Source organism: Congregibacter brevis (genome assembly GCF_045689245.1).
GTDB classification, from domain to species: domain Bacteria; phylum Pseudomonadota; class Gammaproteobacteria; order Pseudomonadales; family Halieaceae; genus Congregibacter; species Congregibacter brevis.
Genome location: NZ_CP136865.1, coordinates 17,794 through 37,718, shown reverse-complemented (window position 1 = coordinate 37,718; position 19,925 = coordinate 17,794). Strand labels below are relative to the sequence as shown.

At 53.6% G+C, this 19,925-nt stretch carries 19 protein-coding genes; 11 read left to right on the top strand and 8 right to left on the bottom strand.

Annotated elements, in window-relative coordinates; genetic code table 11:
• Window positions 1-82: 82 nt before the first annotated feature.
• Complete coding sequence (locus R0137_RS00170; RefSeq protein ID WP_407327688.1) at window positions 83-712, bottom strand: LysE family translocator; 630 nt, start codon at window positions 710-712, stop codon at window positions 83-85.
• Between the two features lie 164 nt (window positions 713-876).
• On the opposite strand from R0137_RS00170, the gene R0137_RS00165 reads away from it, so the two are divergent.
• Window positions 877-1,620 (top strand): class I SAM-dependent methyltransferase, encoded by a 744-nt coding sequence (locus tag R0137_RS00165; protein ID WP_407327687.1) that lies wholly within the window; start codon window positions 877-879, stop codon window positions 1,618-1,620.
• Window positions 1,621-1,704: 84 nt separating this feature from the next.
• Here R0137_RS00165 and R0137_RS00160 read toward each other — a convergent pair whose 3' ends face one another.
• On the bottom strand, window positions 1,705-2,721 hold the full coding sequence (locus R0137_RS00160; protein WP_407327686.1) for a 2-dehydropantoate 2-reductase: 1,017 nt from the start codon (window positions 2,719-2,721) through the stop codon (window positions 1,705-1,707).
• Window positions 2,722-3,016: 295 nt separating this feature from the next.
• On the opposite strand from R0137_RS00160, the gene R0137_RS00155 reads away from it, so the two are divergent.
• The 8 genes from R0137_RS00155 to R0137_RS00120 all read left to right on the top strand — a co-directional run bounded on the left by R0137_RS00155 (window position 3,017) and on the right by R0137_RS00120 (window position 10,510).
• Window positions 3,017-3,511 carry a winged helix-turn-helix transcriptional regulator gene (locus tag R0137_RS00155; protein WP_407327685.1) on the top strand — a complete coding sequence of 165 codons (495 nt, stop codon included), beginning with the start codon at window positions 3,017-3,019 and terminating at the stop codon, window positions 3,509-3,511.
• A 64-nt stretch (window positions 3,512-3,575) separates the two neighbouring features.
• Complete coding sequence (locus R0137_RS00150; RefSeq protein ID WP_407327684.1) at window positions 3,576-4,355, top strand: SDR family NAD(P)-dependent oxidoreductase; 780 nt, start codon at window positions 3,576-3,578, stop codon at window positions 4,353-4,355.
• A 97-nt stretch (window positions 4,356-4,452) separates the two neighbouring features.
• Window positions 4,453-5,055: a 2-hydroxychromene-2-carboxylate isomerase gene (locus R0137_RS00145; protein WP_407327683.1), complete on the top strand. Its 603-nt coding sequence runs from the start codon at window positions 4,453-4,455 to the stop codon at window positions 5,053-5,055.
• Window positions 5,056-5,154: 99 nt separating this feature from the next.
• Window positions 5,155-5,628: a YybH family protein gene (locus R0137_RS00140; RefSeq protein WP_407327682.1), complete on the top strand. Its 474-nt coding sequence runs from the start codon at window positions 5,155-5,157 to the stop codon at window positions 5,626-5,628.
• 106 nt (window positions 5,629-5,734) lie between these two features.
• Window positions 5,735-6,934, top strand: coding sequence for an alginate export family protein (locus tag R0137_RS00135; protein ID WP_407330043.1), 1,200 nt, complete (start codon window positions 5,735-5,737; stop codon window positions 6,932-6,934).
• A gap of 117 nt (window positions 6,935-7,051) precedes the next feature.
• Entirely contained in the window at window positions 7,052-8,431 is a 1,380-nt protein-coding gene (locus R0137_RS00130) for a DcaP family trimeric outer membrane transporter (protein WP_407327681.1), read from the top strand.
• A gap of 47 nt (window positions 8,432-8,478) precedes the next feature.
• Window positions 8,479-9,513: a glutaminase A gene (gene glsA / locus R0137_RS00125; protein WP_407327680.1), complete on the top strand. Its 1,035-nt coding sequence runs from the start codon at window positions 8,479-8,481 to the stop codon at window positions 9,511-9,513.
• Window positions 9,514-9,541: 28 nt separating this feature from the next.
• Window positions 9,542-10,510, top strand: coding sequence for an alpha/beta fold hydrolase (locus R0137_RS00120; protein WP_407327679.1), 969 nt, complete (start codon window positions 9,542-9,544; stop codon window positions 10,508-10,510).
• 13 nt (window positions 10,511-10,523) lie between these two features.
• On the opposite strand, the gene R0137_RS00115 is transcribed toward R0137_RS00120, so the two are convergent.
• The 3 genes from R0137_RS00115 to R0137_RS00105 all read right to left on the bottom strand — a co-directional run bounded on the left by R0137_RS00115 (window position 10,524) and on the right by R0137_RS00105 (window position 14,289).
• Window positions 10,524-11,042 carry a DUF1993 family protein gene (locus tag R0137_RS00115; RefSeq protein WP_407327678.1) on the bottom strand — a complete coding sequence of 173 codons (519 nt, stop codon included), beginning with the start codon at window positions 11,040-11,042 and terminating at the stop codon, window positions 10,524-10,526.
• 148 nt (window positions 11,043-11,190) lie between these two features.
• Complete coding sequence (locus R0137_RS00110) at window positions 11,191-13,626, bottom strand: sulfatase-like hydrolase/transferase (RefSeq protein ID WP_407327677.1); 2,436 nt, start codon at window positions 13,624-13,626, stop codon at window positions 11,191-11,193.
• Between the two features lie 69 nt (window positions 13,627-13,695).
• A complete protein-coding gene (locus R0137_RS00105; RefSeq protein ID WP_407327676.1) occupies window positions 13,696-14,289 on the bottom strand; it encodes a uracil-DNA glycosylase family protein in 594 nt (197 codons plus the stop codon).
• Between the two features lie 141 nt (window positions 14,290-14,430).
• Here R0137_RS00105 and R0137_RS00100 point away from each other — a divergent pair, with 141 nt between their 5' ends.
• Complete coding sequence (locus R0137_RS00100) at window positions 14,431-14,955, top strand: hypothetical protein (RefSeq protein WP_407327675.1); 525 nt, start codon at window positions 14,431-14,433, stop codon at window positions 14,953-14,955.
• Window positions 14,956-15,008: 53 nt separating this feature from the next.
• On the opposite strand, the gene R0137_RS00095 is transcribed toward R0137_RS00100, so the two are convergent.
• Window positions 15,009-15,758 carry a hypothetical protein gene (locus R0137_RS00095; RefSeq protein ID WP_407327674.1) on the bottom strand — a complete coding sequence of 250 codons (750 nt, stop codon included), beginning with the start codon at window positions 15,756-15,758 and terminating at the stop codon, window positions 15,009-15,011.
• Between the two features lie 113 nt (window positions 15,759-15,871).
• Between R0137_RS00095 and R0137_RS00090 the strand changes: the two genes are divergently transcribed.
• Window positions 15,872-17,455 (top strand): cation:proton antiporter, encoded by a 1,584-nt coding sequence (locus tag R0137_RS00090; protein ID WP_407327673.1) that lies wholly within the window; start codon window positions 15,872-15,874, stop codon window positions 17,453-17,455.
• 61 nt (window positions 17,456-17,516) lie between these two features.
• Here the strand turns inward: R0137_RS00090 and R0137_RS00085 are convergent, their stop codons facing one another.
• Together R0137_RS00085 and truD are read right to left on the bottom strand one after the other, a co-directional pair.
• On the bottom strand, window positions 17,517-18,827 hold the full coding sequence (locus R0137_RS00085; protein ID WP_407327672.1) for a serine hydrolase domain-containing protein: 1,311 nt from the start codon (window positions 18,825-18,827) through the stop codon (window positions 17,517-17,519).
• Window positions 18,824-19,864 (bottom strand): tRNA pseudouridine(13) synthase TruD, encoded by a 1,041-nt coding sequence (truD, locus tag R0137_RS00080; protein WP_407327671.1) that lies wholly within the window; start codon window positions 19,862-19,864, stop codon window positions 18,824-18,826. Before truD ends, R0137_RS00085 begins: the two co-directional genes overlap by 4 nt.
• Between the last annotated feature and the right edge of the window lie 61 nt (window positions 19,865-19,925).

The following is a 19,925-nucleotide window of genomic DNA, read 5'->3' as shown; positions in this document are numbered from 1 at the left end:
CGCGGGCCGCGCAATGCGCAGCAGAAGAGTAGCAAACTACAGCACTACTTCTTTGCCGAGGGTATCAGTGGCGAGCTTACGGTCAGGAGACAGCTAGCCATATTCCCACGCCGATCATTAGCGTGCCGGCAACACGGTTTAGTACCGCGACGTTACTGCGCTGCTTTAGAAGCTGCCGTAAAGCCTTTCCGCCCGTTGCGTACAGAGTCATGCAGAAAAGTTCTGAGAGCAATATGATCAGCAGAACAGCACCATTATGCGCATTGATAGGGCCGCTGGCGGTCAGCATAAACGGCGGTAATAGCGCCATAAAGAACGCCCAGCCCTTGGGATTGGCAATTGCCGTAACGAATCCCTGCAGTGCCAGAATTCGGCCAGCGGGAAAGGCAGAGCTGTCCAGTTCTTCACTCGAGATGGCCATAGCGCCCCGGGATCGCCACAACTGCAGGCCCAGCCATACCATGTACAGCCCTCCGATGAGCTTGAACACAGTGAAGGCCGTCGGATACCGGAGCATCAAGCTGGCGACACCGATGCCGCTTAGGGTTGAGACCAGTGCAACGCCCAGCAATTCTCCCGCCATCATCCAAGCGGTGCGCTTCAGGCCTACGGTCATGCCTAAAGTCATAGCCAGAGTCATGCACATGCCGGGGGTGGCCGAGATGAGCAGCATAGTGGGCACAAAGAGTATTAGTTTGGTGAGATCAATCAATCGGGTTCCAAGCTTGAAGCATTAACGCTTATGAAAGGGAATTTGAGTTTCAGGCTGCCAGACTTCGTAGACTGTTGCTCACACTGGCGTGTGTGCTTACCATCGTCGAAGATCCACGATTGCAAAAACTATCGAAGTTTCACCGATTATCAAGGAACAGAGCAATGAGAACATTTTTACTAGCCGCTGCGGCGCTCGTCGCGGCAGTACCCGCCTTTGCAGCGGATATCGACGATAAAGTTACCGCAGCGCTCGCAGACGAAAGCCGCCCAGAAGCTCACCGCGAGCGTGATCGCAATCGTAAGCCCCTGGAGACGCTAAACTTCTTTGGTCTAAAGGACGATATGCGCGTTCTGGAGCTGATTCCCGGGGGCGGTTGGTACACGCGAGTGTTGGCCCCTGTGCTTGCGGACAATGGAAAGCTATATGTTGCCCTTGGCGCTGGTCGTTTGAAGGATGGCTTGTTGACCGAGCCCGGCTTTGAAGGCGTTACCGTCATCGATGACGAAGCGAATATGCGTAGGGAATCCGGTTCTCGTTATTACACGATGGATTCTGTGGCCCTGGATGTTGAAGACATCGATATGGTCCTGACCTTCCGTAACGTGCACAACTTTGACGCAACCGGTCGTGCCGGTATGCACGGGGCTGCCTTTGACGCGCTTAAATCAGGTGGTGTTTACGGTGTGGTCGATCACACAAAGCGTCACATGGAGTCCGAAACACCTGAGAACCGTCGTCGCGTTGATCCCGTTCAGGCCATTAAAGAAATCGAAGCTGCTGGCTTTGAGTTCGTTGACTACTCCACTTTGCATTACCGAGCGGACGACGAGCTGGAGTATGAAGTCGGGCGCAAATCCGTCACTGGTAATACGGACCGATTCACCTTGCTCTTCCGTAAGCCCTAGCATCTGTCTCGATAAACCGTGGCAAGGAGTTTCCTTGTCACTCGCAGTGCATGCTCCAAGGTACGAATCAGGAGCGGCGCTGCGCTAAGCTTTCCCCTTGAGTAAAAGCTCGGATAGTTCCGCGGGCTCCCAGTTGCGGTCTTGTACACCGCTCTCCACCTGACGAATCAGCTCAACAACCCGTTGGTTTACCGGCGCTTTGAGTCCGAGTTTTTCGGCTTCGCGCACCACGGCCGCGTTGAGATAGTTTACCTCTGTTGTCTTGCCATTTTTCAGGTCCCACCACATGGAGGCGCGAGCCGTTGGGTCGACAGCGAGCATCTTTTGCGCAAGCCGATGGAATAGCCAGTCAGGGGTGTTAATGAGTCGGGGAAGCCAGTGCGGCGGGAGCGGTGACAGTCGCGGCAAGTTCATTCCTTTTTTATCCGTTACCGTCAGCATTTCGCGCATTAATGCCGCGATGAGTCGGCGGAGGTCTCGGTTCTCGAGCATCTTCTTTACGGGAATGTCTGCAAGGGCATTCACTGCGTTGGCAAGGTTCAATTGCAGCTTTGCCCACTGCTCGCTACCAAAGTCACAGCTGGCGCGGGTGGGCATTAGTTCGGTGTTTACCATTTCCGCCATCGCTTCGATGTCACCTCGTCCGTCCTCTTCGATCACCATGACACCTTGAGTCGACCGGTGTAATCGGTCGGGAGCAGGCTGCGCTACGTTAGAGCCGAAGACGGCCTGAACGACACGAATATCTGGAAATCGCGCCCTTATCGCCTGATCACTGCCCAATCCGTTTTGACAGCATATGATGGTGGTGTCACTACCAATAAATGCGGCCATCTCCTCCAGTGCTGATTCAATGGCTGTGCACTTCACCGTAAGCCAGAGATAGTCGTAGTGGATGCGCTGCTCGGCATCCGCAAAAGACGGCGTTACGAGACTGGCCTCATTGCCGAGATAGTCACTGAGTAGCAGCCCATTTGATAGAGCGTCGCGGACCGATGGCCTGGCGACCAAAGTACAATTGAGTCCGGCCAGCGAGAGTCCGCCAGCTATATACCCGCCGATTAAACCTGCGCCGAACACAAGATGACGTTGGTCGCTCATGAATTTCCCTTATTGCCAGCCAGTACTATTTATAGAGGCGTCAGTTTCCCATGGCTTGGGGTCTATAACGATAGCGGCCCATAAATTTCTGCGGAGTCCTTAGCAACAGCGTGGAAGGCTGTAGGAACGCTCTGTAAAAAACGGTTGCAAAATAAAACTAAAATAGCTACTTTGGGTTAAGCCTTTTGCTATGGCGTCAATTCTGAGAGGAATAAGAGAGCGCTCGGAGACCCATAGAAGAACAACAAGTTCTCAGCCCAGGCCAGCTTCCATATGCGCTACCACTGAATAACACATGGCAAAGAAACATCGACAAACATGTCCCATCGCGAGTTTCCTCAACGTATTCGGCGATGCCTGGACGCTGCTGGTGGTCCGCGAAGCTTTCTACGGAGCTACTCGGTTTGGTGAGTTTAGAAACAACACCGGCGCGGCAAAGAATATTCTGAGCGATCGTCTGGCGATGCTTGTTGATGAGGGAATTTTGACGACCGTTGATGTTGGTGAGCAGGGCACCCGCTACGAATACCGCCTTACTGAGCGCGGTGAGTCTCTGATGCCGGTGTTCGTGGCTATGACTCAATGGGGTAACGAGCAGATTTACGGTGCCAGAAGTGAGCCAGTAGATTTCTACGAAAAAGCCTCTGGCAAAAAGCTGCTCAAATTGCAGCCTCGTGACCGTCAGGGCAATGCCCTGGCTAACGGCGACATTGCCGTGAAGGCTGGCCCCGGGGCTAGCGCGGCAACCATCAAACGAATATCGCTGATACCTGATAACGAATGTCTCTAGCTTTTATGGATTAGGGCGCTGTCGCTGCGTAGGCAGCGGGTAAGCGTTTCAGTAGGAGTAAAGAATGAAAAAAGTATGTTTAGTGATAGGCGCGGGTGCGGGCATCGGCGGCACCGTAGGAAAGCGATTTGCCCGCGAGGGTTACCACACCGTGCTGTGTAGGCGCAGCGACGAAGAAGGTCTCCATCGGCTTGTTGCGGAGATAGAAGACGCAGGCGGATCTGCCACTGGCAAGCTTCTTAATGCCATCGACGACGGTGTTATTGAGGATCTTGTTGCAGAGACAGAAGCCAATATTGGCCCCATTGAGGTCGTTCTGTTTAACCTTGGGGCGCAGATCGGAAATCGCGCTTTGATGGATACGAACTACAAGGTGTTCGAAATGGGCTGGCGACTGGCAACCTTCGCTCTGTTTCGAGTGGCAACCTCGGTGCTTCCGCTGATGGAGGCTCGCGGCAGTGGGACACTGTTGGTGACATCAGCGACTGCTGCGGTGCGAGGCAATGCAGGTCAACACTCCCACGCCGCTGCTATGGGAGGGCGCCGCATGTTGTGTCAGACGCTAAACGCAGAGTATGCGTCCAAGGGAGTCCACGTTGCTCATGTTTTGATTGATGGAGCGGTGGATGCGCCGGATACCTTGGGCAAAATGCTAGGCCCTGAAAACTTTGCGAAGTTGCGAGAAGCGAAAGGCAAGGATCAGGATGGCCTGCTTGTGCCTGAGCATATGGCAGACACCTATTTTCATCTCGCGAATCAGCATCGATCTGCGTGGACGCACGAGCTAGACCTTCGCGCTTATTCCGATCTTGCATGGTGGAACCATGCTCCCAAGCTGGTCTAGAGCGCGCAGTTCAGGATGCACGGCCGGCAATGTATTTTTCACTGAGCTGTTGTAGAAACACGTCAGCGCACATTTTTTTGGAGAAAGAGTATTCATTATGAGTAAAGAACTAGAGTTGATATTTGATTTTGGCAGCCCCAATGCATACCTCATTTACAAAGCGCTACCCCCGCTGCTGGAACGTACCCAAGCTACTCTCACTGTCGTTCCATGCCTGCTCGGGGGCATATTCAAGTCAACGGGCAACCAACCACCAATGATGGCCTTTAATGGCGTCGCGGGGAAACTGGAATACGATCAGCTGGAGATGCAGCGATTTATTGCGAAGTACGATTTACACAAGTTCAGTTTTAACCCTCACTTCCCCGTGAATACTCTTTTATTGATGCGCGGTGCCATCGCGGCTCAAAACCAAGGGATTCTAGAGGCTTACCTGGAAGCTGGTTTAGCGAGCATGTGGGAGCAAGGCCTGAAGATGGACGATCCCGAGGTGTTTGTGGAGACAATGAACGCCGCGGGTCTCGATGGACAGTCTTTGCTCGAAAGCACCGCTGACCCTGCGGTTAAAGCCAAGCTGGTAGAAAACACAGCGGCCGCTGTGGAGCGAGGTTGTTTTGGTATTCCCACGTTCTACGTTGGGGACGAGATGTTCTTTGGAAAGGAGCGCCTCCCACAGATTGAAGAGGCTTTGACGGGCTAGAGGGAGATCTTCCCGGTCGCTGCGAGCTGTGGTGAGTGATCGCAATAGGCTGCATACTGGCGCGCTATAATGGCGCCAAAATAACGGAAGAAAACGAAGATGCGCTTACGCCCCACCGTGCTGCTTGCTGTAACCCTGATTTCTGCGTCCGCGAGCGTTGGTTCCATAGCTGAGTCTTGCACGGATCAAGGAGTTAGAGATGCTCGAACGGCATTCAATGTCGCTATTCGTGACGACGACCTTGACGCAATGGCCGGACTCTTTGATGAGGACATCGTGCTGGTGACGGGGACAGACAGTGATCTCTTTGTAGGTAGAGCCCAGCAGTTAGATCTTTGGCGCTCAGAAGTTGGCGATGCTGATCGATTGTCCTATCTAAGAGAAGCGACTCACGTCGAGGTCTCACCACTCTCCGCCATAGCCTTGGAGTCTGGGGTATGGACGGGCAAGGCAACAAGCGGCGATGAGGTAGGGGGCGAGTATTCAGCCAAGTGGCGATGCCAAGACGCTCGCTGGATGCTCGAAGCGGAGCTCTTTATGACAACACGCTGCACGGGAACGATGTGCGACTAGCACCATTTTGGTAGTCCATACTCCGATAAAAATAACCAAAGCCGCATTTTGACAGTTTGACGATATGACCCTTTGTAATATAAATCTGTGCCACTCCGTGGCTGCGATGTCACTGGTGTTTACGGGAACCTTTGTCTGTGCACAGGAGAGCGCTAGTGATCAGCTATCCAGCGTGATCACAGATGGTTCTGTGGCGCTGGATGTGCGCTACCGCTACGAATATGTGGATGAGGACGGATTTGATGAGTCCGCCAGAGCTTCGCTGGTACGAACCCGCGTCACTATAAAGTCTGGAAAGCTGGGTCCTGTCTCGGCTCTGATGGAAGTCGACAACGTTTCCGCCTTGGGTAGTGAGAATTACAACTCAACGGAGAACGGAAAAACTGAATACCCGACGATTGCTGATCCTGAAGGCACTGCGTTCAATCAAGCCTGGCTGCGCTACTCCGCGGAGGACCTTGACGCGACATTGGGGCGACAGCGCATCGTATTGGATCGAGGCCGGTTTATCGGGGCTAAGCCCTGGCGGCAAAATGAGCAGACTTACGATGCGGCCAGATTGCAGTGGTCGGGGCTTACGGGATTAACTATCGACGCGAGCTATGCGAATCAGGTAAGTCGTGTGTTCGGTCCAGGGGATGGTAGCAATCCAGCGGACTGGCACGGGGATAGTGCTTTTTTCCGTGTGAATTACGACTTCGCCGAAGACCACAACATTGCGGCTTATGCGTATCTGCTGGAGGTGGACGCCCAGAGTGGTTTTAGCGCGGCTAAAACGGTGAACAACTCCAGCGACACTTTCGGACTCGCCTACACCGGTTCTTTTTCTGACCTTTCGTTACTTGCGCGCTTTGCGACCCAAACGGAGTCTGGAGACAGCGAGCTAGATTACCAAGCGTCTTACTACGTGGTGGAGCTTGCGGCACCTTTGGGCCCTGTGAACGTAAAGGCTGCCTACGAGGTCTTGGGCGCTGACAATGGCGTGGGGTTTGGGACGCCATTGGCAAATGGCCACGGCGTTCAGGGCTGGGCCGATAAGTTTCTTGCCACACCGGGTGATGGAATAAAGGATGCCTGGGTATCGGTTGGCGGAAAGTTGGGGTCCGTGGGGTTGCTGGCTCGCTATCACGACTTCTCTGCAGAGTCCTCCAGCGTAAATTTTGGCCGCGAGATTGATTTACAAGCCCAATGGACCATCAACGAGTGGCTTACAGCCACCGCAAAAGCGGCAATCTTTGAGACCGACGAGCCCGGGCGCTACCCAGACACGACCAAAGCCTGGCTGACCCTTCAGCTGCGTTTATAGGGATGGTTTCCAAGGCTGTCTAAAAAGGTGGGCTGCCGATTTGTATCGCATTTGTTTTGGTGGTGCTCAAGGCGCGTTGGCTTTACAGTCGAAAGACTGGCTCCCAGGAGATCCCCTATGAAACCTTTCGCGATTGTTCTCGCTGCTACATGCTTTTCTTCTTTGAGTGTCTACGGGCAGTCGGAGGCCAGCACCCCATCTCTTGAAGAGATGTGGCAACTCTTGCAAACGCAACAAGAGCAGATCGATGCCTTGAAGGCAGAGAATGCAGAGCTTAAGGCACAGCAGTTGAGCGTTCTGCCCGTCACGATACTCGACGAACCGGTTCCTCAGGAGCGGGAGGCCGAACCCACGCTAGAGGAAGATGGCCTAGGCGAGACTTCAATTACTTTTAGTGGTCATGCGATGCTCGATATGGGGTATCAGACTAAACAGAGCGATCCCAATTGGTTTGATGTACTGCGGCCAACCAAGCTCCCTGCGTTTGAAGATCAATACGGTGACGACGGTGAGTTTTACTCGGGAGTACGCCAAAGCCGCCTTGGAGTAAGTACCCATACACCTACTGCGCTGGGAGACCTAAAGACCCTTATCGAGTTTGAATTGTTTGGTGTGGGCGCCGACGAGGGAGAGACGACCTTTCGCCTTCGCCATGCCTGGGGCGAGATCGGCCAATTCGGCGCCGGGCAGTATTGGTCTACCTTCATGGACATTGATGTGTTCCCCAATTCCATTGAGTACTGGGGCCCTAATGCGATGGTGTTCTACCGCAATGTACAGGCTCGGTGGACCCCGTGGACGTCGGACTCGGGGTCAAGATTCGCCGTGGCGCTTGAACGCCCGGGGGGTAGTGGAGATGAGAGCCAGCTAGATAGCCTTATTGATCGGGAAAACATTAAGAGTGATTTTGAAGTGCCGGATCTTGCGGCTCACTACCGCCATGTCGGTGACTGGGGTCATCTGCAGGTGGCGGGTATTCTCCGTCAGATCCAATGGGTTGATGTAGGAGACGACGAGATAGATCTGTCTGGCGATGCGACAGGCTGGGGTGTGAATCTGAGCACCAATCTCAATTTTGGCCGTCACGTGCTTCGTGCATCACTAGTTCACGGCGAAGCGATCCAGAACTATATGAACGACGCAAACGCCGATATCGGTGTGGTGTTGTCTCCAGACGCGGCGGTTCCGATTGGTGGGGAGCCCATTCCGCTAACGGGGCTGGTTGCATTTATGGATCTAAATTGGAGCGAAAAGTGGACGAGCACCGTGGGCTACTCGGTGCAGGATAACGACTTGCCCAGATTCTCAGCGCCTTCGTCGTTTCAAAGGGGGCAGTACGCTCTGGCAAACCTGCTTTATCATCCCCATCCGCGCGTTTTCTTTGGACCTGAGGTCCAGTGGGGTAAGCGAGAAAACTTTAACGGCTTTACATCGGACGATGTGCGGTTTCAGTTTTCGGCTAAGTACAGTTTCAGCAAGACACTCAGTGGGTTCTAAGATCCTTACAGCGTAGAGACCAACCCAATTCAATGGAGATCGACATCATGATGTATTCCAGTGCAGTAACAAGCTTGCGCCGTTTGACGATGACTGTCGTCGGCATATGCGCCTTACAGCTTAGTGTTCCTTCAATCGCTGAGTTTGACTCAGTGGCCCTGCAGTCCGCCGTCGATCGTGCCTACGACAGTTTTAAGAATGTTAAAGAGGGCGCCAACGCAAACTACATTCCTATTCTGGACGAGGTGCCTAGTGATCTCTTTGGTGTGGCGATCGTAACGCGAGATGGCGAGATGTTCGTCGCAGGTGATGTGGACTATCGCTTTTCAATCCAGTCAGTGTCTAAGCCGTTCACGGCAGCGTTGATAATGGCCCAGCAGGGTCCGGAGGCCGTGCGCGAAAAGATCGGGGTAGAGCCCACCGGTTTGCCATTTAACTCCAAAGTAGCGATTGAGATTTATGAAGAACGCTCAGGGAATCCCATGGTGAATGCGGGGGCGATCGCGGCGGTTAGCTTGGTTCAAGCCGAGACGGAAGAGGAGCGCTGGGAACTTATCAACGATAATATTCAGGGCTTCGCAGGTGAGAAGCTGCAAGTATTAGAGGAGGTATACACCTCTGAGTATGAGACCGCTTGGGGTAATCGCGCGATTGCTAATCTTCTTTTTAACTACGGCCGCCTCTATGCTGAGCCCGAAGAGGCGCTTCGGGTTTATACTCGACAATGCTCAATTGGTATTAATACACGCGACCTGGCTGTGATGGGTGGAACTCTCGCAAACGAGGGAACAAACCCGCTGACCGGGCGTGAAATGCTGCCGGCGCGTCACGTTCCCGAGCTTTTGGCGATCATGGCGACTGCTGGGTTTTATGACGAATCCGGTGCCTGGATGTTTAGCGCCGGGCTGCCGTCGAAAACCGGTGTGGGTGGTGGTGTTGTTTCAGTTGTTCCCGGTAAGTTTGCGATAGCCGCATTTTCACCGCGACTCAACGAGGCGGGCAATAGCGTTCGTGCGCAGAGAGCGATTCGGCAGATAGCGGGCGATTTGGGCGTTGGACTCTACGGTCCTAACCCCGACTAGTTTAATTCTTAGGTATTTTTGGAGTTGTATGAATAGTGTTGTTACCTCAAAGCCGATTCTTTCGAGCGAGTTGCCGCCCGATGCGACAGACGTTCCTGACTGGTTAGAACGTGCTTTGTCTGTGCCTCGTGAAGAGGGTTGGGTGCAGTCAGGTGGTTGTGATATTCGCTATTTTCGCTGGGGTGATCCGAAAAACCCCGGCCTTGTTTTGATGCATGGTTTTTTGGCACATTCGCGCTGCTTTGCATTTATCGCCCCGTTTTTGGCCGAGGACTATCATGTCGTCGCGTTTGATTTGTCGGGTATGGGTGATTCCGGTGTGCGCGAAGAGTATCCGGATGCGGTGCGGTCCAGTGAAGTGGTCGACGTCGCCCGCACCGCTGGTTTGTTCGATCATGCGGTGAAGCCAATAGTTATCGCCCATTCTTACGGTGGGCACGTCGCGCTCACTGCGATGCAGGACAACCACGCCTTGTTCGGCGGGCTGATAATTTGCGATCTTATGGTGTTGCGCCCCGAGCGACTCAAGAGTCATTTCAGTTCTGAGAAACCCCTTCGATCAGACACCAGTCGCCCTAACCGCGTTTACCCAGATTACGAAACGGCCAAAGGGCGGTTCGTGCTTTCGCCGCCGCAGCCAGTCGCGGTGCCCAGCTTGTTTGACTACATGGCCTACCACTCTTTGAAGGAGGTTGAGGGCGGCTGGACATGGAAGTTCGACACGAGCGTCTTTCAAAGCAACTTCGGCCATTCAGAGCGCATGCTCAAGCAAGGTCAAATTATTGCGGAGACGAAGGGGCGCAAAGCGATTGTCTATGGTCAGGACAGCGTGCTTTTCGACGATGATTCGGCGGACTATGTCCGCGAGTGTGGTGCTACGGATATGCCCATAGTGGGTATTCCTGGAGCCCGCCATCATCTTATGCTGGATCAGCCCATCGCGTTTGTCAGCGTACTGAGAACCATTCTGGCTCAGTGGGGTACCCAAGCGGTTTAAGTGCCTACCCCAGTTAGCCTACACGCAGTTGGCCAAGATAGTTCATCTTGCCCAGAGGGACCCCATGCATCCGAAGTAGATCGTAGAGAGTCGTTGCGTGAAAGTAGAGGTTTGGTAAGGAAAACGATAGCGCGAAGTTATTCATAGTGAAGGGCACTTCTCTTTCGCCGACACGAAACACCATCGGTTTCTCGCTCAGTGCATCGATCTCTTCACGATTCACTGTATTCACAAAATCAAGCGCTTCATCAATGAGTCCTTGCAGGCCTGCGTAGTCCAAGTCGGGCTTCTTGGGAGGGGGTGTGAACACACCTTCACGCATGCCTTTGATTGCACCCAAGGAGTGGTGCCAGACGGAAATCACCTGAAAGCTTAAAGGGGCCATATCATCATGCAGGCTTAGCTTCACTAGATCGTCGGGGTTTGCGCCGTGACTTTTGGCATACTCGGCGCCACGCTCAAGGACGTCTTTAGAGCTCGCCAGCATTTGTAGATAAGAATCTACTGTTACTTCATATAGAGACACAGTCATCGTAAAACCCCTTGAATAAAAGTTGTGCTTCAGTGTGGTTAACAGTGAAAGCACAGTGTGCGCTAGCTGTTGCCTAGGTTACAAGTGACACTGTTAGACAGAATGCTTTTGACCGCTGTGTGGACCGTAAGCCACGGGAAGAAGTTCTCTATTGATGGGCAGCGGCGACTAGCTCAGTGCCGCTGAAGGTCACTCTCAGCTGTGAGTACCGATCCCCACTGAGTTCGATGCTTGCGCTTCTTCGATTAGGTGAGAACAGTGCAATGTAGGGCTGCCGGAATCCAAGGTCCTTCCACTCTGTTAAGGGTAGGCCCTCAAGAAGTGGCTCCAAAGGCGCACCGCAAGTCGGGGAGTCGTGGGCTACCAGGAGATACGTAGCGCCCCTATGCCCCGTGCTCTCATTATCCGTAATACGTGATTGGAGAATTTCTCCAGGTGTTTTCGAGGGGCTCGAGTTTTTCTGGCAGAGGTCGTAGTGAGCGATGAGCTCTGCGGTTCCACTGTCGGTCAGCGCAAAGAGCTGTATTCCGCGCTCCATGATGTCTTTCTGCGAGGCTGTTTCCAGCAACGAGCGGGACTTTGGGCCTCCGGAGCTACGAACACTGAGTTTTGCTCCTACGCTGAGCAGTGAGGTTTGGATACTCGATTGACGCAAGTCCGCGACGCCATACTCGGCAAGTGTTGCTAGGCGCTGTCTGCGCTCATTGTTCTGATCTTCTGTCGTGAAACCGCCACTTACACTGCGAAGATCTCCAGCGTTGAGTGCTTCAGTGTCAGTCACCACTTCAGCCAACACGCGACGACCATTGGTTCTCCCCGCAAAGTAGCAAAGACCAGCGACGGGCAATTTGAGTTCCAAAGCGCGAACCTTGCTGCATTCGTCAAACCAGACAAAAGTTGCATCGGGCGTCATTTCTTGCACGTATTGGTAGAGGTTTTGGCGTGAATCAAACTCGAAGCGGATAGATTCCATCTTGCCGTCGTTGAGTGCAATGAGTGCCGGGGCTTGAAACTGCCGATCATTAATTTCGACGGTTCGTTTTTGCGAATTAAGGCTGAGTGCCTCGATCTGTTCAGGAAGGTCCCACAGCTTTGCATAGTCACCACGCCATCTCCGAAGTTGACTGTTGACCTCGGGAAGGGTGGCAAACAGGCTGGTTTTAGGCTGACTGATGTTTCTCCCTAAAGCGAATGCCTCCACGTCGGCACCCAGGCCGCGAAGGAGGGCAACTGAGGTGTCCATGGTGGTGCCCGGCTGCCGGTAGGTTTTGGGCTCGCTATCGGGCGTGAAAAGCCAAAGCAGATTGCGCCGCTTGCCTTGGGTCAATAGGTCGTAGGCATCGTTCTTTAAAGCAAGGTGATCGGAGGCGAGTACGACCAACGTGTTATCTGCTGCGGGGGACGCAAGGATGGCTTTCAAAGTTGTTGCAAGAAGGTGGTCAGCGCAGTGGACGGCATTGAGCATGCGATTGCGACCGTCAGCATATTCCAAACCTTCGCAGCTTCGAGAACGATGACCGCTGGGGTGGTGCGTATCCATGGTAAGTCCGAACAAACCAAAGGGTTGATCCTCCTCAGAGAGTTGCTCGAAACGACCAAGGAACTGCTCGAGAAGAAAGTCGTCGTAGAGGCCCCAGGTCGACACATAGCTTGGGTCATCGAGAAGCGGTTCGAGCTCTTGCCTTCCCATGACTGAGTCAAAACCGTGAGTTTCAAAAAACGAGCCTTTACCTGCAAAGGACAAGTCCGCTCCACCTAGGTAATGAAGCGTGTACTCCTGAGTCTTTAGTACGTCACCAATACAGGTAGCGCCGGCAAGAAAGCGATCCATCCCGCGCATGGAGTTAGGGTGCCCCGTGGTAATTAACGGCAAGCCGCATTGGCTGGCGACGAGGCCGGCGATAGTAAACCCCGTGCCTTCCACCGATCGAATATTAGAAAAGGTGACTGCCCGATCTTGCAATTCACGCAGCTCGGTAATCAGCCCCGGAAACAGCTTCTCGTCAAAGTACGTCTGTTCGAGGCTCTCAGCATAAATAACGACCAGGTTTCGTCGGGGCGGGCTTTGCCACTCAGGTTCTTGCTGTATGTAGTGACTCTCGAAGGGCTCAGCGGCTTCCTCGTTGCCTAGTGCAGAGTCCATGAGTGATTCTGAGCCATAGAGCGCGTAATTAAAGTCCCTCAATGTGGCATTCACGGTGGGGTGTATGAAGCAAAGGACGGGCAGGGCCACAGCGAGAATCCCATTTTGCCAACTCAATCGTTCAGGCTGCTTGCCGGGCTTGCGACGGTAGACCAGTACTGCGAGTGCCGCCGCACATGTAGTTGCGAATACGAATGCGCTGATGAGAGTTGCATATTCACGGAGGCCTGCTCCGCCGAAACCGGTTCTTAAATGATAGAAAACGGCGCCGTTTACCCCTTCTCCCGTAAAGGCGTTAGCAATGAACCATGAGATGGATAATAGGAGGAATACAAAGGTGCTCACGCTCGCGGTGAGCCTGATCCACAGTGTTCGCGTGCCACGGTCGAGACGCCAGAGAGCTGTGACGAAGGCCGCAGCGCATAGGAGTAACGCCAGCATGGGCGCATTTTAAATTTGTGACACTTTTATTGCAAAGTTGTAACAATTTACCTTCGAATGCCGAAGATTTTAGCGAAGCGCTCTGCTCACCGCTTCGTGAAGCTCAGGCACCACCGATTCGAGGAACCACGGATTCTTCTTCATCCAGATGTTGTTTCTTGGACTAGGGTGCGGCAATGGGAACAGGCTTTTATCGTAGCTACGCCTTGCGCGCACTGTTTCTGTGAGATTTCGTTCGGTTGAGGGTAGGTGCCATCGCTGTGCGTACTGGCCTATGACTAGCGTCAAGCGTATATCAGGTATAGCGTTTAGGAGCTGACGTCGCCAGGCGGTCGCACACTCCGGCCGCGGCGGCAGGTCACCAGATTTGCCGCTCCCGGGGTAACAAAAGCCCATAGGTAAGATCGCGATCTTTGCGGCGTCGTAAAAGACGCTCGACGCGATGCCCATCCACTCTCTAAGTCGATCTCCGCTCGGATCGTCAAAGGCGATGCCGGTCTCATGTACACGTCGGCCGGGAGCCTGACCCGCAATGAGAATTCTCGCGTTAGCATCGAGTTGTACTACCGGCCGAGGACCTAGGGGTAGTGAGCTTTCACAGAGTCGGCAGTCCCGAACTGAGGTCAGCAAATCATTGAGTTCAATTGATCCAGCTTGATTCATCGCATTGATAATTCCTGTTATGGCTTGTATTCGACAGGCTAATTAGGCGTCACGAATAAGCCTATCAGTCCTCGTGGCTTGCGGAAGCCCAATGACTGTAGGGTAAACTTCTGCAGATACCGAATACTGACCGGAGTGGCTATGAAGACTTTGATGTTTACCCTTATGTTTTTTCTCTCGGCTTCTGCAATGGCGCAGAATAGCGGTAAGGTAGATAAGGTGCGGCTTCCTCAGTGTGAGGATTTAGCGGATCTTAAAGAAGCGCTGTCAAAGGTCGAGCGCATGAAGGGTTTTAGTGAGGGTGACGACTACAAATTCCTGAAGGGCTATGGTGAACGTTGTGGCCGTTACAAGGTTCGGTCACGTAGTAACTACACGTTGCACAGCTACCACAACGCCAGCGATAACATCTTCGCGATCTACAGGATTACCGGAGGTAAAGGTTACGAAGGCGGTAAAGTTGTTGGCTTCATGGCCAACAGTGTTTATTCAAAAGAGGGTTGGCGCATTGCTAGAGGAAATGAGTGTGTGCTCACCGCAAAAAGTGAGCAATGTCTGTTACCCCGAAAATGCCGCGCCATCACAAACTCAAGTCACGTCAAGAAGTTGGAGCTGGATGAGTTTGCCGCGCCTGCCTATTGCTACGGCGTTGGTGAGGACACCTAGTTACCGGTACTTTCGGCTACAAAACAAGGCATCGATACTGGTGTCTTGTTGTCTTAAAAGCGGTATTGAACGGTAGCCATTCCCGTATTGAACCAGGCGAAGTTGTAAACGTCGTCGGTATCCGCGCCACCTTCCAGTCCGCGATAACCTAAGCCCAGGCGCCAGTTCTCCCCAAGGTCACGCGTGACCTTAAGGCTGATATCAAACGCTCGGCCTGGCCCTCCGGCAAGACCGTCAAAGTCAAAGGCAAAGTGCCACCCCTGGCCGAAGTTGTACTCGCCAGCCAGGTAAAGCAGCGGGACGAATCCAACGTTATCATCGTTGGCGCGCGTCGCTCCCTGCTCAAGTTTTATCTCGGCGTCGCGCACCTTTGCGGTACCGCCCACCCAGAGTTGCCAGCCATTCTTATCGTAATAGCGATAGCGGTAACCCAGCCTCCAGGAATTGAAGGTATACGAGGCGGTCACTGGTGCATCTGCGCTGAAGGTTTCATCTGCAAAGCGTACGTCGCTATCAAGGGTGCCCGTCTCTTCGTAGGCAAGTGGCGCCAGCACAAGACGCATGCCGTGACGCTCATTGATATTCCAGTGGGCGTTTAGTCGCAGCGATGCCCAAGGTCCGGCTCCCGCGAGCTCCTGAAGGTCAAATCGGTCTCCCATCATGTCGTTCGGGATTTGTACGTCGTTCTTGGCTTGCCATGAAGCTCCGAATTCCGTCTCCAGCATGAACCTGTCTTCCGCGTTAGTGATGGTCGCGAACAAGCTGAGAATCATAATGATGCTAGAGATAGCGTATCGTTTCATTGTACGGTCAGTAGTCATAGGAGTCGGTGGTGATTCCTTAACGTCATAAAGTATGAGCCGACATTGTCCCTGTGTCGTAGCATTAACGTCAAAGCGAACTTTGAAGGCATTTGATGGAATTATCGTGGATAGGCGTAGCCCTGATTTTTGGGATCATCGCAAAAAAGCTGGGACAAGCGCCGCTGGTTGGGTTTCTCGCAGCAGGCTTTGCTCTCTCCGCTCTCGGTGTGGATCCCGGCGATGCCCTTGATGATCTGGCTAACGTTGGTGTGCTGTTACTACTGTTCGCTATCGGACTGAAAATTGATTTGCCTTCGCTTTTGCAACCCCACATTTTTGCAGCATCGCTGCTGCACACTGCGGCGATGGTGCTAATCGGGATGGCGTTTCTATACATTCCGGTGGTTTTAGAGATCGGGCCCTTTGCTGGTTTGTCTTGGTCGGCTCTGGCGATCCTGGGACTGTTTGCCGCGTTTTCCAGTACGTTATTCGTCATAAAAGTGCTCGAGGAGCGGGAGAACATGAACGCGCTCTACGGCAGAGTAATCATCGGTTTTCTTGTCATGCAGGACCTCGTCGCTGTTGCTCTGTTGGCTGTATCCAAGGGGGTAGTGCCAAGTCCTTGGGCATTTGCACTTCTCGCATTGATTCCGTTGCGCCACGTGCTTGGAAGGTTGCTTGAGTGGTGTGGTCATCGAGAGCTCCTTGTGCTTGCCGGTCTTTCGTTGACCCTTGGCGGAGCCGCGCTATTCGATCTCGTCGGTATGAAAGCAGACCTCGGAGCTCTCGTCGCTGGTGCTTTGGTCAGCAAGGCGCCCAAGGCCAAGGAGCTGAGCAATGTGCTTCTCGGTCTAAAAGATCTTCTGCTCGTTGGTTTTTTCTTAACCATTGGCCTCAACGGTTTGCCTGCTATAGACGGGGTTGTGGTGGCGGTCGGTTTGCTGGTGCTTCTGCCAATTAAGGCGTTGCTGTTCGTGGCCCTGCTCATGATGTTTGGACTACGAGGGCGAAGTGCACTGCTTGCTTCGCTGGGTCTAACGCCATACAGCGAATTTGGCCTGATCATTGCGGCCATGGCGGTGTCGAAAGGTTATCTTGATCCATCCTGGATTGTGACTCTCGCGGTGGCCATGGGTTTCAGCTTTTTGCCGCTATCAATCGTCAACGAGCGGGCACTGGATTTGTACCGCAAGCTTCGTGAGAGACTGACAAAGCTTGAGCGTGGGAAACTCATATTGCCAGAGCGAACTGTCCCGATCTCTGATGCCACCGCGCTCGTGTTCGGTATGGGTCGCGTGGGATCGAGCGCTTACGAAGCTGTACGAGCGCAGCTGGGTGACACTGTGGTTGCCTTTGACGTCGATGGTGACGTTGTGGAACAGCACCAGACCGAAGGTCGACGAGTCTTCGAGGAGAGTGCGACGGACGCTGATTTTTGGGGGCGCCTGAACGTCGATCGTGAGCAAGTACGTTTGGTGGTTTTAGCTATGCACAGCCATGAAGAAAACCTTACCGCGACGGAGCAACTCCGCCTCGAAGGATTCAGTGGCCATGTCGCAGCCACGGCCTATTTTGAGGATGAGGTTTCTGCCCTACGTGACGCCGGTGTGGATTTTGTCTTCAACGTAAACAAGGATGTCGGGCCAGCACTCGCACAGAGATCTATGGAGCAGGCTGGATTAACAAAGCTGGTGTGATACCAATAGTCTTGAGTCCTCTTTGCGGTGCGGTGCGGTGCGGTGCGGTGCGGTGCGGTGTTCAGGTCAGCGTCTGTGACTTGGGTAGCTGGTCTATGCATCGCAAGACTTCAGCTTGATAGAGTTTGCCGCGCTCATTGAGAAAGTCGAGCATATGCAACGAGCTTGGAACAAATGCGAAACCTATCTGAGCTTCGGGGTGCCACTGAAAGATAGAGCCACCGAGTCCCATCCACCCATAGAAACCTTCGCGACCTTCATTGAAGGCCCTCTCTAGAAGCGGGCTACTCTTCTCGATAGGTAAAAATTGATCGACCCCTCCTTGGGTGAAGCGAGTGTGGATGACTCCGCCCATCTTCGCCGGCACCGGATTTTGATGCATTGCCTGCCAGGCCGCCCGACTCAGGTACGCCTTACCATCCAGATTCCCGCCCGCTGCCATCATTGCAGCGATTCGCGCAAACCCTCGCGCAGAGCCGTGGGCGTTTGCCGAGGGCGTCTCGCCCTTTCGCATACGTTTGTCGTTGAATATTCCGATACTGGTCATGCCTGTAATGGGGGCGGGTGCTTGAGATGATGAGCTGCTTTTTAGGGAGGGCAGTATCTTCAGCATTCGAGCGGCGAGTTGCAGAAAGTTATGAAGCACTTTGCGACCGAAGATCTTAGGTCTAAAACTCGCGAGAATGTGGGCGCCAAAGCTGAGAAGCTTTACGTCGCTGGTACGTTCCAGCCCGCTGTCGTCAAGACCGATAGCTACGTCAGCGTGAAGCGGTGTGCAGATGTCCTCTTTGAGGTACTCGCCGATCGTACGTCCCTGTGGATCTACTCGTCGAAACAGTTCGTTCGCGATCCATCCTCTTGTGATCGCATGGTACTCACGCTTGCCTGTTGCAAGAGCCCGGAAGTGTTGCCGCTGTTGCTCGATGGTTTTTCCAACGCAGTTAGCTTTGATGCCCTGTGGTAAAAGGTCGTCCAGGTCTATGGATGTGTCGAAATTGGCAAGGCCTGCTTCATGGCGCATTAGGTCGGCAACGCTGACATCGTCTTTGCCGCCTCCTTGAAACTCTGGCCAGTAGTCGCAGAGCTTGGCGTCGTAGCGCAGCAGTCCTTTAGCGACCAGCGAAGCCAATGCGATCGCTTCAAGGCTTTTGCTGCTGCTGAACACGTTTATCAGTGAATCGGCATTGAAGTTGGGATCTTGGGTTTTTGATGCCCACAGGTCGACTACCTTTTTCCCCTGGTGATATACGCAAAGTTGCGTGTTCTCCTCAGCCAGTGTCTGCATCTGCTGCGTGAACAGCTGCTTGACGGCCTCGAACCCTGTTTCGGTTGTACCGTAGATCGTAGCGGCTTGCTTGCTCTTTTGATTCAATGCGATTCCTTAGGTGCTTTCGGGCTTGGCGAATTTCCTTGCAAGGAGGGGGCAAGTACCGTCGACGCACTACAAAGCTCTCGAAGTACTGCGGTAGCGAAGGTACCTCTGTCCAAGCTAAAGGATAATGTAATGCTTGTTTCAGTGATTTCGCTTTTCAAGTTTCTGACACGCAAGCGGAGGCTCCGATGACCCGGTTCGACTCGCCGCTTGTCCAATGCAGCCTGCCATTTCTCCGGCTTAATATGCGATCCTTCGCCTGCAAGCACTCCTGTGGGATGCACATCCATGCTGTTACAGCGTTGTCTCAGTTCCTCGTCAACGTCGAGAACCTCAAATACGCTGCCGCTGCCGGCGAGGTTCGCTTTATCACCGATGGTCAGGAGATTCCAAGACTCTTCCCTAACGCGCGCAGCGAGTGACTCGTTGAAGTGAAAGGAACGAACGGTGGATATGGCAAGGCCGCGCTTGTGATGAGACAGTCGTTTACCTGATGCCCATTCGTTCGCGAGGCGCAGGTTACCCCCGTTGTGTCCAAAGCGCTGCTCGCCAAAGTAATTGGGAACGCCGTGATGTTGAATAGTAGCAAGACGACTCTCGATCGCGTCGAGATCTGGTGGCGTGTCGATGCGAAGTACAATTCGAAATGAGTTGGCCCGATGCGCACCGCGACGGAGCTTTCTCCGGTGTCTTTTTACTTCGACCACACGTACGCCTTCGAGTTCGAGTGCTTCCCAATTAGGCGTGTTCCATCGGGGGACGCTAAACCACTGCCGGGTCACCGCATGTCGATCTTTTAAGCCGGCGTAACCAATGTCTTTAGCGGGCACATCGGCGTGCAAGGCTAGCTGACGCGCGACCCATTCGGTGTTGACGCTAGTTTTTTCTACCCACAGGAAATCGTGCTCTCCGTCTTCGCTGAACTCCCAACCGAGCTCCTCGGTTACCTGAAAGTCCTGCGGAGAACTTCGCAGGCGCGCAGCGAATAAAGGCGTTCCGTGCGCACGCGGCCAGTCTGGTAGTTCTGGTGAGCTCACGATTGCTCGTTTCCTCATTGATAGCTTCACGGTGCGATGCGCCCGAGTTGATGGGGCGGAG

What these genes read in the sequence shown, in the direction of transcription:
- R0137_RS00165 (WP_407327687.1), top strand. Translation starts at nt 877, where the DNA reads ATGAGAACATTTTTACTAGCCGCTGCGGCGCTCGTCGCGGCAGTACCC.
- R0137_RS00160 (WP_407327686.1), bottom strand. Translation starts at nt 2,721, where the DNA reads ATGAGCGACCAACGTCATCTTGTGTTCGGCGCAGGTTTAATCGGCGGG.
- R0137_RS00155 (WP_407327685.1), top strand. Translation starts at nt 3,017, where the DNA reads ATGGCAAAGAAACATCGACAAACATGTCCCATCGCGAGTTTCCTCAAC.
- R0137_RS00150 (WP_407327684.1), top strand. Translation starts at nt 3,576, where the DNA reads ATGAAAAAAGTATGTTTAGTGATAGGCGCGGGTGCGGGCATCGGCGGC.
- R0137_RS00145 (WP_407327683.1), top strand. Translation starts at nt 4,453, where the DNA reads ATGAGTAAAGAACTAGAGTTGATATTTGATTTTGGCAGCCCCAATGCA.
- R0137_RS00140 (WP_407327682.1), top strand. Translation starts at nt 5,155, where the DNA reads ATGCGCTTACGCCCCACCGTGCTGCTTGCTGTAACCCTGATTTCTGCG.
- R0137_RS00135 (WP_407330043.1), top strand. Translation starts at nt 5,735, where the DNA reads ATGTCACTGGTGTTTACGGGAACCTTTGTCTGTGCACAGGAGAGCGCT.
- R0137_RS00130 (WP_407327681.1), top strand. Translation starts at nt 7,052, where the DNA reads ATGAAACCTTTCGCGATTGTTCTCGCTGCTACATGCTTTTCTTCTTTG.
- glsA (WP_407327680.1), top strand. Translation starts at nt 8,479, where the DNA reads ATGATGTATTCCAGTGCAGTAACAAGCTTGCGCCGTTTGACGATGACT.
- R0137_RS00120 (WP_407327679.1), top strand. Translation starts at nt 9,542, where the DNA reads ATGAATAGTGTTGTTACCTCAAAGCCGATTCTTTCGAGCGAGTTGCCG.
- R0137_RS00115 (WP_407327678.1), bottom strand. Translation starts at nt 11,042, where the DNA reads ATGACTGTGTCTCTATATGAAGTAACAGTAGATTCTTATCTACAAATG.
- R0137_RS00110 (WP_407327677.1), bottom strand. Translation starts at nt 13,626, where the DNA reads ATGCTGGCGTTACTCCTATGCGCTGCGGCCTTCGTCACAGCTCTCTGG.
- R0137_RS00105 (WP_407327676.1), bottom strand. Translation starts at nt 14,289, where the DNA reads ATGAATCAAGCTGGATCAATTGAACTCAATGATTTGCTGACCTCAGTT.
- R0137_RS00100 (WP_407327675.1), top strand. Translation starts at nt 14,431, where the DNA reads ATGAAGACTTTGATGTTTACCCTTATGTTTTTTCTCTCGGCTTCTGCA.
- R0137_RS00095 (WP_407327674.1), bottom strand. Translation starts at nt 15,758, where the DNA reads ATGAAACGATACGCTATCTCTAGCATCATTATGATTCTCAGCTTGTTC.
- R0137_RS00090 (WP_407327673.1), top strand. Translation starts at nt 15,872, where the DNA reads ATGGAATTATCGTGGATAGGCGTAGCCCTGATTTTTGGGATCATCGCA.